Genomic DNA, 15,246 nt, shown 5'->3' with positions numbered 1-15,246 from the left:
ATCTCTCCTTGTTTAAAGGAAGTTGCAGCGGCGGCATGGCTCTACCTGCAGACGGTTGTCCACCGTCGCGCGCAGTCGGCGATAGCTTGGGCTGTTGTAGATGTCGAGGACATGCTGCTCCTGAACGTTGCCTATGGGGTAGCGTGCCTGGCCATCGGCGCAACAGTGGGCTACCACACCCGTTGCCGTGATTGATATGTCAAACCAGCGAGTGCAGGCTATGGGCGGTGCCGTGGGAGGCGACACATCGACCTGGCCAAGCCAGTTCATGCGCGGAAAAATGCTAACTTCGAACAATGGATACGTTGTCCTTACCCAGGTAATGAAATCCTCATCAGCTGCTGTGCCGTCTCCAACACGGGATAGCACAATGCGCATTGGCAAGCGTCCCTCAGCTTTTGCTTTGTGAAGTCTGTCCAGGCTTTCGCGAGTCCGTCTGTAGGGCAACTTCATCGTTGCCTCGTATTCGTCTGGGCGGTGATCGTTGAAGCTAACCCACAAGTAACCAAGATTGGGAAACTGTGTTAATCGTTCCACAATCCGCTCGTTGATGAGGGAGCCATTGGTAGTCAAGGTGATGGTAGCGTGCGGTAGCTCAGACTGAAGATATGTAAGCAAATCGAAGATCCGTGTATCCAAAAATGGCTCATTAACCTTAAAAGGACTTAATTGAAAGCGATGAAGACGCGGAATGTCTTTGAGGTCATTGACAATTTTTTCTATTAGAGAATCATCCATCTTTGCTCCCTTTCTTTCCAGTGAAGAATAGGGACAAAAGTTGCAGGCAGCGTTGCAACGTGCCATCGTTTCCAGATGGACATGAGCTGGAAAGTCAATGTATGAACTCTCCCGCATCGCCAGAGCTCTGCGCTGATAGTCCAGCAAGTTCGGCGGAATTGTGCTCATCTCACTGTCCTCCTGCAGCATGCAATTGTCTACTCATTAAAACATTGCAACAGGCTCCCCCGTGTGGGCGCTTCGCACCCCTAGCAGGAACGCTGCTGCCTGCGGTAACTCTAACCTAGAGCATGACTCTAGTCAGTAATAAGCTCAACCATACTGAAAATAATGTATAATATGTTCAGTACGGATTACTACCAGTTGATCTTTCTGTTTACTTTCGAGTCTGCCAACATGGTAGCCAAAGCAAAGCAGAAAATTGGTAGTAAGACGACACGGAAACTGCGCTTTGGGTATTCTACTCAAAGCTTTGCGGGATACCGCCATTCTGGTTGGAAACAAACAGAATGCTATCGCTGCATAGTTGAACAGTGATGTTCAGCAGTGTTCAGCGTAAATGTATCAGCCATGAACTGGCAACACCTCTTCACTCGCGCTTTTTGGGCGGCGACCCTCGCCAGCTTGTGCCTGCCGGGAGCGGTTCTGGCCCAGGCTAACCTGCGGGAGCTCCCCCCCGATCTGGCGGAACAGCTCACCACAGAGCAGATCCTGCAAGCCTGCGCCGCCAACCAAGCCGATACCCTGCCCAGCCCTTTCCCAGACGTGGTGGCGACCGACTGGGCCTACAAGGCGGTGCTCACCCTCTACTACTGTGGGGCCTACCGGGGGGCTATCCCACCGGAGACCTTCCGGCGCTACCTGGAGCAACAACGGGGATCCCAAACTTAGGTGGGCCTGCACCTCAAGCCGGATACATCTCCTGGATGAGGTGGGCATAGCGCTCAGCCACCGGGTTGCGCTTGATCTTCAGGGTCTGGGTCATAAGGCCGTTTTCCACGCTCAGCGGCTCCGGCAAGAAGCGAAAGTCAGCAACTTGCTCGTCGGGCCGATAGCCAGGGCGCTCTTGGATGCGGCGGCGTACTTCTTGCAAGATGAAGCGGCGCACCTGCGGGTGAACGAGCAGCTCGGTCTCGGCAGTAGGGATCCCTTGCTCAGCAGCCCAGGCTTTGAGGGCATCGAGGTTGGGGTAGATGAGGGCAGCCAATTTCTTTTGGTCTTGCCCGACGATCACGATCTGACTGATGTAAGGAGACTGCAGACAAGCATCTTCCAGCGGCTGGGGCTCGATGTTCTCCCCGTTGAGTAGGACAATGACATCCTTGGCTCTGCCGGTGATCACCAGTTGCCCGTCGGGGGTGAGCCAGCCCAGATCCCCGGTTTCAAACCAGCCGTCGGAGCTGAGCACCTTGGCGGTGGCTTCGGGGTTGTTGTAGTAGCCCATCATCACCTGCGGGCCACGGGCCAGGATTAGTCCTTTTTCTCCAGGGGGCAGCGGCTGTCGAGTTTCAGGATCCACAATGCGAAACTCCGTCCCCGGCAGAGGGGGGCCAGCCGTACCGCGCACATTGTTGTCTGGACGCCGCGCGCACAACACCGGCGAAGTTTCGGTGAGGCCGTAGCCATTCAAGATGGAAATGCCCACCACCTCGTAGAACAGATCCAAGTAGGCAGGCAGGGATCCACCGCCGCTGATGGCATGTTGAAAATTGGGGCCCAACGCCCGTCGTACCTTGCGGTAGATCAGCACATCGGCCAATCGGTGCAGGGGCCAGAGCAGCCAATGTTGCAGGCGAGCCTGCAGGCGCACCCAGGGGCTGACTCCGTAATGCAAAATCGACTGGTTGCGAGCTATCCGTCCAGAGAGCACATGGCTCTCACTCACGGCCATCAGAGCGCGGATCAGCCGCTGCATCAGGGGGCTTTTCTCTTTGAATTGCCGTTGGATCCCTTCATAAACGGTTTCCCAAATCCGCGGCACTGCCACCAGAAAATGGGGGTGCTCCTGTTGGAAATCTTGTTTGATAAAGCGAGGGCTGGTATAGACCAGCATGCAGGCACGGCTGAGGAGAAAATACTCGCAAGCCCGCTCATAAGAGTGCCAAGTGGGCAGAATGGTCAACACCTTATTCCCCGGTTGTGGCTGTACGACCACGCCCAAGTTCTCCACCTGGTGCATCAGGTTGCCGTGGCTGAGCATCACCCCCTTGGGCCGACCGGAGGTGCCGGAGGTGTAGATGATGGTGGCCAGTTGGGATCGCTCCAGCTTTGGGGGTTGGTAGGTGTGTTCCCGACCCTTTTGCAGCCATTGGGAAAAGTTCAGCACCCCTGCTTCCTGCTCATCGGAAAGCAACAGCAGCCGTTCCAGGCCCAGCTCCTGCACATCCGGCCGGATCCGCCTCAGGGTCTTCAGATCCTGAGCAATCAGGGCCGTGCTACCGGAGTGGCGCAAGATGTAGCCCAGCTCACTGGGATCCGCCACAGCGCTGCGGGGCACATTCACAGCTCCCGTGAACATCGTGGCCAGATCGGCCATCAGCCAGCGGGGGGAGTTATCGGCAAAGATGGCCACCCGATCCCCCGGGCAAATGCCCAAAGCCTGCAGGCCAGCCGCCAGGGTTTGAATGCGGCGAAACAGCTCTCCATAAGACATCTCGAAAACTGGCTGCGCGTGGGGATCCCGTAGGGCAACCTGACCGGCAAACTCTTCCGCCAGCACTTGCCAAACGTTCAGCAGCGTCGTCTCAGGGGCAGTGGGAGTAGCAGAAGCGGCAGCAGTTGTCATAGATCTGTACCGTAAATTACGTTTACAGTCTATTAAACCCAGCCTCTCTCCCCAGGTGTCGCTAGGACAGTTCCCAGCCTGTCACCCCATTCACCATCTTCCCCTTGCGGGGAAAAGGTAGGGATCAACACTATAAAATCTTGCGCTGGCAGAACCAGGGTGGTGATTGCTCGCCCCGGCAGATTGCGCACAAAACTTTACAATTTTGATCAAACCGGATCCCATATCTCCCATGGGGATCCCGGCTGTAAGCTTCATGTAAACTACCCGACACCGACCGCTAGGCGGTACGAAGCGGGCTTTTAGTAGCCCTGCAGTTAGCAAGCCAACCGCGAGCCTCTGGGGTGGTTTACTACACCCCCAATCGACCGTTACCAGTGCCCTAAACAGCTGTTTCTGGTGTCCGCAGTACCATTGTAGCATTCCTCCCGACACTGACCCTACGGGTACCGTACGGGGCTCCTGCGATTTCTAGCTGAGCAGCTCATCGTTTCTGGAGGTTGTGTATCGGTGATCAACCCATTCTCATCCTTCCGGTGGAGACATTCTTCTCGCTCTCCAGCTGGGATCCCAGAAGTTGAACCTCAGCCCCCAGACGCTTCCGATCCTTTTGCTTCCCAACGGGAGCAGATGGTCAAGAAACAGCTCATCAAACGAGGGATCCGAGATCCACGGGTACTGGAAGCCATGGGAAAAGTGCCGCGTCACCTTTTTGTCCCCTCTGATCTGCGGGATCGGGCCTACAGGGATTGCCCTCTGCCCATCGGCTATGGCCAGACCATTTCTCAGCCCTATATTGTTGCTTTTATGACAGAAGCTGCTCGCCTCACGCCTGAATCGGTGGTGTTGGAAATCGGCACCGGCTCCGGCTATCAGGCGGCTGTTTTGGCAGAGCTGGCCCGGCAAGTGTATAGCCTGGAGCGTCTGTCCCCATTGGCTGCTCAAGCTCAACAAACCCTCGCTGCCCTGGGCTATCGCAACGTGGAAGTGCGTCAGGGGGATGGCTACCAAGGTTGGCCAGAGCATGCTCCCTACGATGCCATTCTGGTGACGGCAGCGCCCCCAACTGTGCCCATGGTGCTGCTGGATCAACTGGCGGTGGGGGGCACCTTGGTGGTGCCGGTGGGAGAAAGCCCTTCGGACTCCGGTGCCCAGGGATCCCAGTCCTTGCTGATCCTCTGCAAAACAGCCCAAGGATGGGTTCAAAAAGGGGCTTTTCCGGTGCAGTTTGTGCCCATGGTCTAGGGTTTTGCCCCCTCTACTCCTGCCAAAAGGTGGGCGCGAATTTGCAAAGCCAATTGGGGACGGTCGGTAATCAACCCTTGAACAACGGGATTTTGTCCTACTGAGCCGGCAAATGGCTGCAAGCACAACTTCATCACTTCAGGATCGTTCACCGTCCAAACGTACAGAGGGATCCCGGCCTGTTCAGCTTCAGCCAAGAACTGCAAGTTCACCCAACTGTAGTGGGGGGCCAGAAAATCCGCTCCCAACTCCCGGCAACGGGTAAGTAAAGATCCCTTGGCTTGCTCCTCAGCCTTTGCCTCGATCAACAGGCCAACCTTGGGTTGCGGGGACAAAAGCGTTTTAACCCGCTGCACCACCTGAGGCAAAAAAGAGGTGATCACAAATTCTTCGGGGGTCAAAATATCGCTAACGAGGGCAAGGACTTGTTCCTCATAGCCTGCTTCTTTGAGTTCGATATCGAGGGTGATTTTGCCCTTGATATGTGACAGGGTCTCTTCAAGAGTGGGAATCGTGGGTTTGCGGGCCCGAATCTCGGCCCAAGTTAATGCGGCCAAAGGCTGTCCATCCAAATCGGCATCGTGAACAACCAGTGGGATCCCATCTCGGCTACGGCGCACATCCAGCTCAATTTGCTCGGCCCCCACCTCAATAGCGGCAGCAAAAGCGGCCAGCGTGTTTTCCTCGGCGTGGGTGTGCTCCCCACGGTGGGCGACAATCTGGGTGTAGGGGAGCATGTCAGCACCTGATACATTTACGCTGAACACTGCTGAACATCACTGTTCAACTATGCAGCGATAGCATTCTGTTTGTTTCCAACCAGAATGGCGGTATCCCGCAAAGCTTTGAGTAGAATACCCAAAGCGCAGTTTCCGTGTCGTCTTACTACCAATTTTCTGCTTTGCTTTGGCTACCATGTTGGCAGACTCGAAAGTAAACAGAAAGATCAACTGGTAGTAATCCGTACTGAACATATTATACATTATTTTCAGTATAGTTGAGCTTATTATTGACTAGAGTCATGCTCTGAAGCGGGGTTGAGTGCCAGGTTGCGCAGCTCTATTATGATTGGCTCTCGGTGGTTCAGAAAGGGATCCCAGCAGGCGACACTCCCCCAGCGGAAGCGATAAGCTAGGAGAGCATGCCTCTAACCCCCAAAACCCTGAACTTTGCTGAATTTACTGAGCTTTAGGCGGTTTGGCAAAAGTCATTGAGAGGGATATAGTAGACCAAGTTTCCCCCTGATCCTTGAGTCCACCGCAACGGTTGCCGGGAAGTGAAGGGGGAAAGCGCTCGGGGGGTATTCCTCAGGGCTTTGCGGGATACCGCCTTCCTGTTTGGACTCCGTCCCGCTGACGCGAACAGAGATAGGCAGGATGCGATCGCTTCTTTCCTGAACCATGTTCAGGAGAGTTCAGCGTGAATGTATCAGTCAATTAGGTCTCTGAAGCTATGGACGCCGCCGAAATTGCCGCCTTGAAAGAGCGCATCAAGCTAATCCGCGAACGCCGGCCAGCGGTAGCCAAGCTGTTGGAAAAGCCAGACTTGGGCAGCTTGCGCGTGGATGTCAACCAAGCGCTGGAGGAGATCGACGAGTTGCTCCACGAGTTCGAGCAGACTTTTGGCCCGGAAAGCTAGAGGGCTAGCTACCGACAAGCCGTTGCAACTGGGCCAGAACCTCAGCACTGTGGCGGCTGGGGTTCACGATTGGGTCGATTTCTCGCAAAATCCCCTCGGGGTCGATCAAGAACGTATTGCGCAGGGCAACATCGCCCATCCAGGATCCGTAGGCTCGACTGACCGTACCATCGGGATCCGACAGCAAAGGAAACTGTAGCCCCTCTGCCGAGCAAAAGCGCCTGTGGGAGTCCACCGAGTCGGCGCTCACGCCCACAACCTGTGCCCCCATGGCCCGGAACTTGGGCAAATCTTGCTGAAAGCGGCGGGCCTCAATCGTACAGCCGGAAGTGAAGTCGCGGGGGTAAAAATACAACACCACCCACTCCCCCCGAAAATCCGCCAGCCGCCGTATTTGCCCGGATTGATCTGGCAATGCGAACTCCGGTGCCGGAGAACCTATTGGCGGGAGAGGAGTAGTTCCCCACTGGGCCCAGGCAGGCTGAGTCATCCCAAAGCCCACAAGCAGGCCCACAACCAATCCCATGAAAACCCTGCCCAATTCCCTCACTGCCCCTCCGAGACCTCTCTAGAACCCATCTCTAGTTTACATAACTTTATATGAGTCCAGGAACTCGCCTCACTGCGCAGAAGCAAGCCAGCGGGGTGGGAAGCATCTCCACTCTGCCAGCTCAATGTTGCCGCTTTGCCAATTCCTTTGCCAATTCAAGGTAACCACTTGCAGAGCAAAAGCTGCGGAGGGATCCCCAACCATCGCCAGAGTTGAGAGGTGCGTTCGATGGGGGTATAGCGCAGTTGAGCGTACAGTTGCCGCGCGGGGAGATTGTCTTCCAATACGTGCAGATGCAAACAGCGGTAGCCCCACCCTTTCGCCACCCCTTCAGCACTGAGCAAAAGCAGACGAGCAATTCCTCGCCGCCGCCAGCCGGGCAGCACCGCCAAGTTGGAGAGGTAGGGATACTTCCCGTGGGCTGTGACCCGCAAAGAGATCTCGGCAGTGCCCACCACTTCGGATCCCACCGCAGCTGCCAGACAGCAATAGTAGGGATCCCTTGTGGCCAGCCTGAGGCGCAACTCTTCGCGAATGCCCAGCTTGCGAATTGGGTAGATCCAGCGTTGCAGGCCTGAGGGGGGATGAAAAACCTGGGCTAGAACTTCGGCCAAGGGATCCAGATCATTCGATGTAGCTGGGTAAACTACGGGGGAAGGCAACACAGGTTGAGATAGGGCAACCGCAAGCATTCTCCTTATTTTCCCAAACAACTTGCAAACAACAAAACAATAAGTGGTGACCCCCACGGGGAGCCACCACTGAACCGGTAGAACTTGGCCACAGGGAGGAAAACCACCCCTGCCGACGCGGACTAACCGCATCCAAGACTTAACTAAGACTTATTCAGTTGTCTTAACTTGTTTCCAATTTCTAGGCCAGCGCCAGTGGCCGCTCCGACACCAGAATCCGACTCTGAGGTTTACGATAAGATCTCCAGATCGCTAAAACGGCAGGCTGAGCCGTTGATGCGATAGATATCATCCGTGATGGGCTGGTAACCCACTTCCAACAGATCGGACTTGGCAGGAGCAAATATGCGGATAATTGCTCTAGCAATCTTTGAGAGAAAGGTAAACATAGCAACCTCCTGAAAGTGAGAGTGAAACTATGAACTGAGAGAACCTCGAATTGCTAAAGCCCGCAGTCCTTGTCCCACTGAGCGCTGGTTCCGACTCGCAGAGCTTGCAGGTTGAGAGCACCTGAACCTGATCACCGATTTTCCCACCCTGACTCGCTCATGAATGGAGACTCAAAATAGCCGGCTGAGCTTGTTGATCTGGCAAAACCACTTTTATTTGAGGATTATTTGAGGAACACCTAGAGCGCTCTCTCACTTTCCCAGTGGCTTGTGCAGCAAGCCCAACTGCTATCTGCCTAACTCCCCTTTTCTGCTTTGAGGAAAACCTGTCGTAGGTACCAGGTGCTCTGCTGAGCGAGACAACCACTTCTCAGGAGAGTCTGCCGAAGCAACGGATCGGAAGCTTGGATCAAAGCGTTGACCGACAGAGAATTTTGGACTTGAATTTTGGATTTGATTCAATCGAGAAGCGGTGCCTCGCATTTGAGATGGGGATGAGATATTATCCTCCTCGCCTGAATCACTACATTCATAATCTAACCTATAGCCGATCTCTCAACCCAGGTTGGCAACTATTCTTAACAGGTCGGATCATTCCTTTAACTTGGTCTTTTCATCTCTTTTTGATGTAGGTCAACGCAAGGATCCTAAGGATGCTGGACTGGGTTTCCTTGACATCTTTCCGGCACAAGATACCTGCTTTTTTGGGGAAACAAGCCGGCTCGGTACGGGACTTAAGCTCAATGGAAACACACGCAAAAAAATACCGACCAACCCCTGCTTCGGGCTGAATCGCCGGAAAAAACTCATTCCCTATCCTAGAAAACTCAATCCAGCCGCAGCCCGTTTTCTGGGTTAAGACAATCTTTATTCCGGGGCCGAGAGCGCAGGATCAAGAGGGAAAAGTAGGGGGGCTGGTAGTCGGCCAGTCCTTCCAGGGTGGGGAAGAGGGTTTGCTGGGGCCAGCCGGCCCAGACCACCAAGCTGGCTTGTTGCAGCCAACCTCTTTCGGCCAGCCACTGCCAAACCTGAGGGTAGACAGAGGCCACTTTCATGAGGACGACTACCTCAGCCCAGGCACAAGCCTGCTCCAGTTCCGAGAGGGCAAACAGAGCCGGTAAAATCGCCAATTTCTCGGAGCCGAGCACCAAGGGGGATCCCAGGGCAGCAGCAGCGGCTAAGGGAGAGCACACCCCCGGTATGGCCTGGATGGGCAAGGCGGGGATCCGCTGCCGCAGGGCTTGGGCCACGTAGGCGAAGGTGCTGTAGAGGCCCACGTCTCCCTCACAGATGAAGGCGACATCTTCTCCCCTTTCTAGGAGTGGGGCTAGTTGCTGGGCAGCCACTCGCCAGGCAGCTTGCAGGACTTCCGGCTGGGTGACAAAGGGCAGGCGAAGCGGCAAGAGGGTTTGTTCCGGTCGCAGCCAAGGGCGCACAATCTGATAGGCCAGGCCCGGCTGGCCGGCGGCATTTTGGGGACAGGCCACCCAGTTGACCGTGCTGAGGATGCGGGCTGCTTTGACCGTTATCCAGTCGGGATCCCCTGCTCCAGCACTGATCCCCCAAAAGGTTCCCAGACCCATACTTATTACGTATCAGGCGGTCTCTGTACTGCCCGTACTTCCTTCCTTCAGGCGATCCAAGGCTTCCTGCAAGGAGTTGCGCAAAGATAGGAACTTCTCCAGGCGCACCAGTTTCACCGTTTGGGTAATGCGGGGGTTGCTCACCACCTGAAAGATACCTGCGCGGCCCTGCACCAGCTTGGCCAATTGCACCAGGGCGCCGACGCCAGAGCTGTCGATGAAGTCGATCCCTGTCAAATCCAGGATCAGGTTAGGGGATCCCTCTTCTAAATACTTGGTGACCACCTTAACAAAGACCGGCTCGGAAAAGGCATCCAGAAGGCCAGTCAGGTGAAAGACCTGGCAGTTTTCCAGCGCCTCGCGGCTGCCGCGCAAGCTGACCGTCAGAGATAGGGGTTCCGGAATGGCTCTTCTCCTTTCAACCATCTCGACAGAAGGGAACACCTGAGAGAGGCCCCAAGGTGGGTTCAATCTCGGGTGTGGAGATAGCTTAGCATCCCCGTTCTCCGCGGGAGACGGTATTTTTCCGCGGGGTCTTCGGGGGAATTACGCCTGGGAGCAGGGATCTCTTCTTTCTGTTCCCTCGTGGCAAGCCAGGAGTCCTTGGGTAGGATGGGGGCAACTTTGCCGGCAGGGCCGACCTGCAATGCACGAACGGCTTTTGGCAGCCTGACAGGTTTTTAAGGGGTGGGCGGTTGGGAGAAGATCACCGAGATCCAGAGATGCAGCAGCGACAATTCAACCTTTCCCCCGGCGCTTTGGCTTGGGTGGGGGCAGGGCTGGGTTTGGGCTTAACGGCTGCAGCTTTTGGGGCAGCTTGGGGAACAGGGATCTACCTTCAAGATCACGTGCTGCCGCAGGTGGAAGCAACTCTCTCGCAAGCGATGCGCCGGCGCGTGGAATTGGGGGAGGTGAGGTTTCTGGCCCCCTGGCAGGTGAGCTTGGGAGAAAGCCGCGTTGAACATCTGGCCAGTATCGGCTCCATCGACCTCAGCCCTGATTTCTGGACTTGGCTGCGGACGGGGGAACGGGTGCTCAATGTTACCTTAAATCGGCCACAACTGCTGCTGATGGAAACGCTGGATCGGGGATGGGCGGATGTGCAGTTTCAACTGCCCGAAGGGGAGGGATCCCTGCCCTTGCATGGGCTGAACATCCGTTTGCGCCAGGGATCCCTGACGGCCATTCCTTTGGTGGGGGAGCGGTGGCAGTTTGACCAGTTGCAGGCCCAGGTGCAGGTGTGGCTGCCCCACAATGCCCCGCCAGGAGAGGAGGATCTTTTCGGGGGGCGGGCCAGTTTCCAGGCGGCAGCCCGGTTGCGCCCTAAGGACTCTGCACCGCTGACGCGCCTGGAGGGGAGGAGGGGATACCCGCTGCAGCTCAGGGGGGTGGCGGATTTTGCCCAGGCTTCCGGTTCGGTGACGCTTTCTGCGGCTCGTCTGCCTTTGGATCTCTTGCCCAGTGTGGTGCCGGCGGCCCCTTTTGCGGAGGTGCAGGGGGAAACTGGCTTGGATCTCCAGGTGCTCTGGCGGCGGGATCAACCGCTGGAGTTGACGGGGCAGGCCCAGGTTCAACAGGCTCGGCTGGGGCTGGAGATGCTGCCGCATCCCTTTGAAGAGGTGAACGGCTCCGTTGGCTTTACCTTGCAGGGGTTGGAGCTGGAGGGGGTGAGCGGTCGCTTTGGTCAGCTTTCCTTTGCCGAGCTAAAAGGCCCGGTGGTCTGGGAGCAAGGACAGGGGTTTGGTTTGCAGGCGGAACTGGTGCCGGCCAGTCTTCAACAGATCCAAGAGACGTTTGACGTGACTGGCCTGCCGGTGGCGGTGGAGGGGGTGGTAGGGGGATCCGTAGCGGTCACTGGAGCCTTGGATCAGCCGCAGATCCGGGGACAGTTGCGGGGGCTTTCGCCGGGGCAGGTGGATCGCCTGCCGGTGTCGGAGTATGCCTTTGGCTTCCGCTTTGCGGATCAAACCTTGACTTTTGAGGCAATCGACCTAAGGGCGGCGGGGGGTCGCATTCAGGGATCCGGCCAATTGCAATGGGCTGCTGGCTTGGCGGGCCAGTTCCAACTGCAGGTGACGGGGATGGATGCGGAGCAGGTGCTGGCTTTCTACGGGGGAGACTTGCCGCGCCGGGGCGCTCTTCCTTGGGTGGGGCCGGTTTCCGCTCAAGTGCAGGTGGCGCTGACGGGATCCCAACCGCGGGCGGAGGCCAGCTGGGAAAGTCTTGGGGGAGAGATTGCCGGAAGAGGGCAGCTGCAGGTTTTGCCAGAGGGTCGGGACTGGGTGGTGCAGGTGCCGCAGGCGGTGCTGGACGTGGGCGGAGGCCGGGTGGCGGTGGCGGGGCGGTGGGCAGGAGGGCAAGTGCAAGCCCAGGTGAGCCCCCAGAATGTGCCGCTGGCTTTCTTTAACCCCCAATGGACGGGATCCCTCTCAGGAGCCCTCACGGCGCAGGTGAACACGGCTGAGGTGTCGGAGCTGGGCTTTTTGGGGACGCTGCGGGCGCAGGGCTCGGTGATCCTGTCGCAGCCTTTGGGAGCGAGGGGACGGCAGTGGGTTGAGGGCATCCGCGGCCAGGTGACTTGGGAGGGATCCGGACTGCATATCCAGGAGGCGGAGGTGTTGGCAGGTGGCACTCGCCTGGCCAGGGTCGAAGGGCAGATCCCCTTGGATCCCCAGACGCTGCAGGTGGGATCCCTGGATCTGAGCTTTACCACCGACGGGATTGCGCTGGCAGAAGTACCCGGCCTGCCGCCGCTGGTGAAAGGAGTGCTGCAGGGATCCGGCCAGATCCGCGGACCTCTGGACACCTTGCAGGTGACTGGCAAGGCGCAGTTGCGGGGCTTGCAGGTGGGAGATGTGGCCTTTGAAGACTTGGCCGGGCCCTTTCAGGGGTCTGTTCAGGGGACGGAAGTGGATCTGCGGGGGAAGCGGGATCGACTGGCGCTGCAGTTGGATCCCCAGTTGCAGCCTTTGCAATTTCAAGTCCGGCGAGGGGAGGCGGAGGCAGTAGGTCAACGACAGCAGGAACAGCTCCAGGTGACGGTGAATCGGCTGCCGCTGGCTTTGCTGGGGGGCTTAGCTGCCGGGCCGTGGGCCAGTCTGCAGGGAACCCTCGAGGGGGAGGTGGCAGTTGACCTGGCAAGCGGCGCCGCCCAAGGACGGGCTGCGGTGGCGGATCTGCAGTTGGGAGGGATCGAAGTACGGGGCTTTTCGGTGGATTTCGACTACCACGCTGGTAATGGTTCTCCTCGCCTAGAGATCGCCCAAGCTCAACTGGATTTGTTTGAGAGCACCTATACGGCTAGGGGCACCTTAGAGCTGCCTGCAACTCTTCTGCAAGCCGGTTTGGATCCCACCTTGGCGGCTCTCGCTCCCCAAATTGACCTAGAGATCAGCACCCATCAAGGTCGGCTAGAAGATATCATCTCCGCCTTCAAGTGGCGGCAGTGGCGCGACCTCACCACCCGGGGTTTCCAATTGCCCCCCTTGGGCCCTGCCTCGGTGTTGGAGACCGATCCGGTTGGTTTGCCCAACCATCCTCTCCTGGAGCAGCTGGAGTACTATGCCCAGATCTTGGCCGCCCACCTGGAGACTCTGGCCAGCCGCATGGATCCGCTGTTCGCGTCAGCGGTGCGGAGCACTCTCCCGCCGCCCACAAGTCTGCGAGGGGAATTCCAAGCCAGCGTTAGCCTGGTCGGCAGCCTCAACCGGCCTAGCGTCAGCTTTTACCTTGAGGGCCAGAATTGGCAGGCAGAGGAGTTTGGCATCGAAAGCCTTACTGCCAGGGGCAGCCTGGCTGGAGATGCAGTGGTGTTGGAGCCGCTGCGGTTGCGCAGTGGCGAACGTCAAGCCCTTTTTGTGGGCAAGCTGGGCCTAGAGGAACAGTCGGGATCCTTGCAAATCCAAGGATTGCCTCTGGCTTTGCTGGACCGCTTCCTGCCAGAGGAGCTGGAGCTGCAGGGGGATCTCAACCTGGACGTGGAGCTGGCCGGCAACCTGCGGGATCCCCATGCCCGCGGATCCCTGACAGTGGTCAACGCCCAGATCAACCAGGTGCCGCTGCGGGAGGTGGGAGGACAATTTGACTACCAGCGGGGGCAGCTGCGCCTGGACGGCGCCCTGCTGGCCAATGGTGACGAACCCATTCGCCTCTTTGGCCTGGTGCCCTACACCCTGCCCTTTGCCGAGGTGCGGGCCGAATCCGACCAGATCGACCTCACCCTGCAAGCCAAGCATGGCGGTCTGCGCCTGATCAACCTCTTCACCGACCAGGTGCGCTGGGAAGGCGGCCAAAGCCAACTGGAGCTGGCCATCCGCGGCACCTTGCGAGAGCCCAGCCTGCAGGGGAACTTGAGCGTCAACTCGGGGATCCTCAAGCTGGCAGCCCTGCCGGAGCCCATTACCGACCTCACAGGCCAGATCGCCTTTAACCTCAATCAGCTGCAAGTCCAGGAGCTGCGGGGACAGTTGGGGGGTGGATCCCTTTTGGCTGAAGGCTTTTTGCCCGTCAACTCTCGCGGTGCCCTGCAGATGGACGAAACCTCGCCACCCTTAACTCTGCAACTCCAAGGGATCCAGCTCAACCTGCCCAGCCTCTACACTGGCCATCTGGACGGCGAGGTGGCTGTCAGAGGGCTGCTTCTGCAACCTTTGCTCGAGGGGCGGCTGGAGGTTTCTCAAGGGATCGTGGATGTCAGCCCCCGCCGGGCAGAACCTGAGGCCGCAACAGCTGCCGCCGGCTCGACTTCGCCGGATCCCTTCTGGCAGCCGCGGCTCAACGGACTGGAGCTGGTCTTGGGGCCAGGGATCCGCGTGCAGCGTCCCAATCTGTTTGAATTCAATGCTGCCGGCACCTTGCGCCTGTTTGGCACTCCCCAGGATCTGCGCCCAGCGGGCACCATTGCCCTAGAGCGAGGCCGCGTCAACCTGCCCCTTGCCAACTTTCGCCTGGATCGCTCCCGCTCCAATACCGCCACTTTTGACCTAGACAACCCCTTCGATCCCTTCCTGAACCTGCGCTTGATGACCCAGGCCATCGAGGTCTATCGCTTTCCCCAAGAGCTCTCCCCCTTCGACACCAACCGCAACCTGCCGGGATCCCAGCAGAGCATCGAGATTTTCGCCACGGTCAACGGGCGGGCCAGCCAGCTGGCTGAGGCGGATCCCCGCAACGGGGTTCTGGCCCTTTCCAGCAGCCCCAGCCGCTCCCCCGAAGAGATCGTCGCCCTCCTGGGAGGCACAGCTCTGGCCCGCCTCAACCCCGAAGCGGGAGTGGCCGGCCTGGCCGGAACTGCCTTGCTCAACGATGTGCTGGACACGCTGCGGGATACCCTTGGCCTGGATGAAATTCGCCTCAGCCCCATCCCCCAGATCGATACCCGCGCTGCCAACCGCTCCTCGATAGGGCTAGCGCTGGAGGTGGCCCGCGATCTGGGGCCAGCCACTTCCCTCTCGGTGCAGCGCAACCTAACGGATCCCTTTCAGCCCACCCGCTACAGCGCCCGCTACCGCCTCAACGAGCAAACCCTCACCCGCGCCAGCACCGACCTCGAGGGCAACAATGTCATTTCCATCGAGTTTGAGACCCGCTTCTAATGGGATCCGCTCCGGAGTTTGGCAGCAGGCTT

At 58.1% G+C, this 15,246-nt stretch carries 11 protein-coding genes and 2 pseudogenes; 5 read left to right on the top strand and 8 right to left on the bottom strand.

Annotated features, from left to right (window positions below; genetic code table 11):
• Window positions 1-12 precede the first annotated feature (12 nt).
• Window positions 13-906 (bottom strand): radical SAM/SPASM domain-containing protein, encoded by an 894-nt coding sequence (locus ACVWXF_RS05785; protein ID WP_457473886.1) that lies wholly within the window; start codon window positions 904-906, stop codon window positions 13-15.
• 174 nt (window positions 907-1,080) lie between these two features.
• On the opposite strand from ACVWXF_RS05785, the pseudogene ACVWXF_RS05780 reads away from it, so the two are divergent.
• Both ACVWXF_RS05780 and ACVWXF_RS05775 read left to right on the top strand, forming a co-directional pair.
• A pseudogene (locus ACVWXF_RS05780) lies at window positions 1,081-1,264 on the top strand (hypothetical protein); the annotation flags it as partial.
• A 44-nt stretch (window positions 1,265-1,308) separates the two neighbouring features.
• The gene (locus ACVWXF_RS05775; RefSeq protein ID WP_457473885.1) at window positions 1,309-1,629 is read left to right on the top strand and encodes a hypothetical protein; all 321 of its coding nucleotides are present in this window, start codon (window positions 1,309-1,311) and stop codon (window positions 1,627-1,629) included.
• A 13-nt stretch (window positions 1,630-1,642) separates the two neighbouring features.
• Here the strand turns inward: ACVWXF_RS05775 and ACVWXF_RS05770 are convergent, their stop codons facing one another.
• Entirely contained in the window at window positions 1,643-3,523 is a 1,881-nt protein-coding gene (locus ACVWXF_RS05770) for an AMP-dependent synthetase/ligase (protein WP_457473884.1), read from the bottom strand.
• A gap of 510 nt (window positions 3,524-4,033) precedes the next feature.
• On the opposite strand from ACVWXF_RS05770, the gene ACVWXF_RS05765 reads away from it, so the two are divergent.
• On the top strand, window positions 4,034-4,768 hold the full coding sequence (locus ACVWXF_RS05765; protein WP_011433763.1) for a protein-L-isoaspartate(D-aspartate) O-methyltransferase: 735 nt from the start codon (window positions 4,034-4,036) through the stop codon (window positions 4,766-4,768).
• On the opposite strand, the gene ACVWXF_RS05760 is transcribed toward ACVWXF_RS05765, so the two are convergent.
• Both ACVWXF_RS05760 and ACVWXF_RS05755 read right to left on the bottom strand, forming a co-directional pair.
• Complete coding sequence (locus tag ACVWXF_RS05760) at window positions 4,765-5,505, bottom strand: glycerophosphodiester phosphodiesterase (protein ID WP_414399168.1); 741 nt, start codon at window positions 5,503-5,505, stop codon at window positions 4,765-4,767. The two genes, ACVWXF_RS05765 and ACVWXF_RS05760, sit on opposite strands and share 4 nt — an antisense overlap.
• Window positions 5,506-5,555: 50 nt before the next feature.
• Window positions 5,556-5,739: pseudogene (locus ACVWXF_RS05755) on the bottom strand (hypothetical protein); the annotation flags it as partial.
• A 481-nt stretch (window positions 5,740-6,220) separates the two neighbouring features.
• On the opposite strand from ACVWXF_RS05755, the gene ACVWXF_RS05750 reads away from it, so the two are divergent.
• Complete coding sequence (locus ACVWXF_RS05750; RefSeq protein ID WP_011433765.1) at window positions 6,221-6,406, top strand: hypothetical protein; 186 nt, start codon at window positions 6,221-6,223, stop codon at window positions 6,404-6,406.
• A gap of 4 nt (window positions 6,407-6,410) precedes the next feature.
• Here the strand turns inward: ACVWXF_RS05750 and ACVWXF_RS05745 are convergent, their stop codons facing one another.
• The 4 genes from ACVWXF_RS05745 to ACVWXF_RS05730 all read right to left on the bottom strand — a co-directional run bounded on the left by ACVWXF_RS05745 (window position 6,411) and on the right by ACVWXF_RS05730 (window position 10,046).
• Window positions 6,411-6,932 carry a peroxiredoxin gene (locus ACVWXF_RS05745; RefSeq protein ID WP_414417129.1) on the bottom strand — a complete coding sequence of 174 codons (522 nt, stop codon included), beginning with the start codon at window positions 6,930-6,932 and terminating at the stop codon, window positions 6,411-6,413.
• A gap of 179 nt (window positions 6,933-7,111) precedes the next feature.
• On the bottom strand, window positions 7,112-7,570 hold the full coding sequence (locus tag ACVWXF_RS05740) for a GNAT family N-acetyltransferase (protein ID WP_457473883.1): 459 nt from the start codon (window positions 7,568-7,570) through the stop codon (window positions 7,112-7,114).
• Between the two features lie 1,294 nt (window positions 7,571-8,864).
• The gene (locus ACVWXF_RS05735; RefSeq protein WP_457473882.1) at window positions 8,865-9,620 is read right to left on the bottom strand and encodes a precorrin-2 C(20)-methyltransferase; all 756 of its coding nucleotides are present in this window, start codon (window positions 9,618-9,620) and stop codon (window positions 8,865-8,867) included.
• A gap of 12 nt (window positions 9,621-9,632) precedes the next feature.
• Complete coding sequence (locus ACVWXF_RS05730) at window positions 9,633-10,046, bottom strand: STAS domain-containing protein (RefSeq protein ID WP_011433770.1); 414 nt, start codon at window positions 10,044-10,046, stop codon at window positions 9,633-9,635.
• Between the two features lie 296 nt (window positions 10,047-10,342).
• Between ACVWXF_RS05730 and ACVWXF_RS05725 the strand changes: the two genes are divergently transcribed.
• A complete protein-coding gene (locus ACVWXF_RS05725) occupies window positions 10,343-15,214 on the top strand; it encodes a translocation/assembly module TamB domain-containing protein (RefSeq protein ID WP_457473881.1) in 4,872 nt (1,623 codons plus the stop codon).
• The last annotated feature ends 32 nt before the right edge of the window (window positions 15,215-15,246 follow it).

The sequence above is a fragment of the Thermostichus sp. MS-CIW-40 genome (genome assembly GCF_054058315.1).
This window is presented reverse-complemented; position numbering and strand designations above follow the sequence as displayed.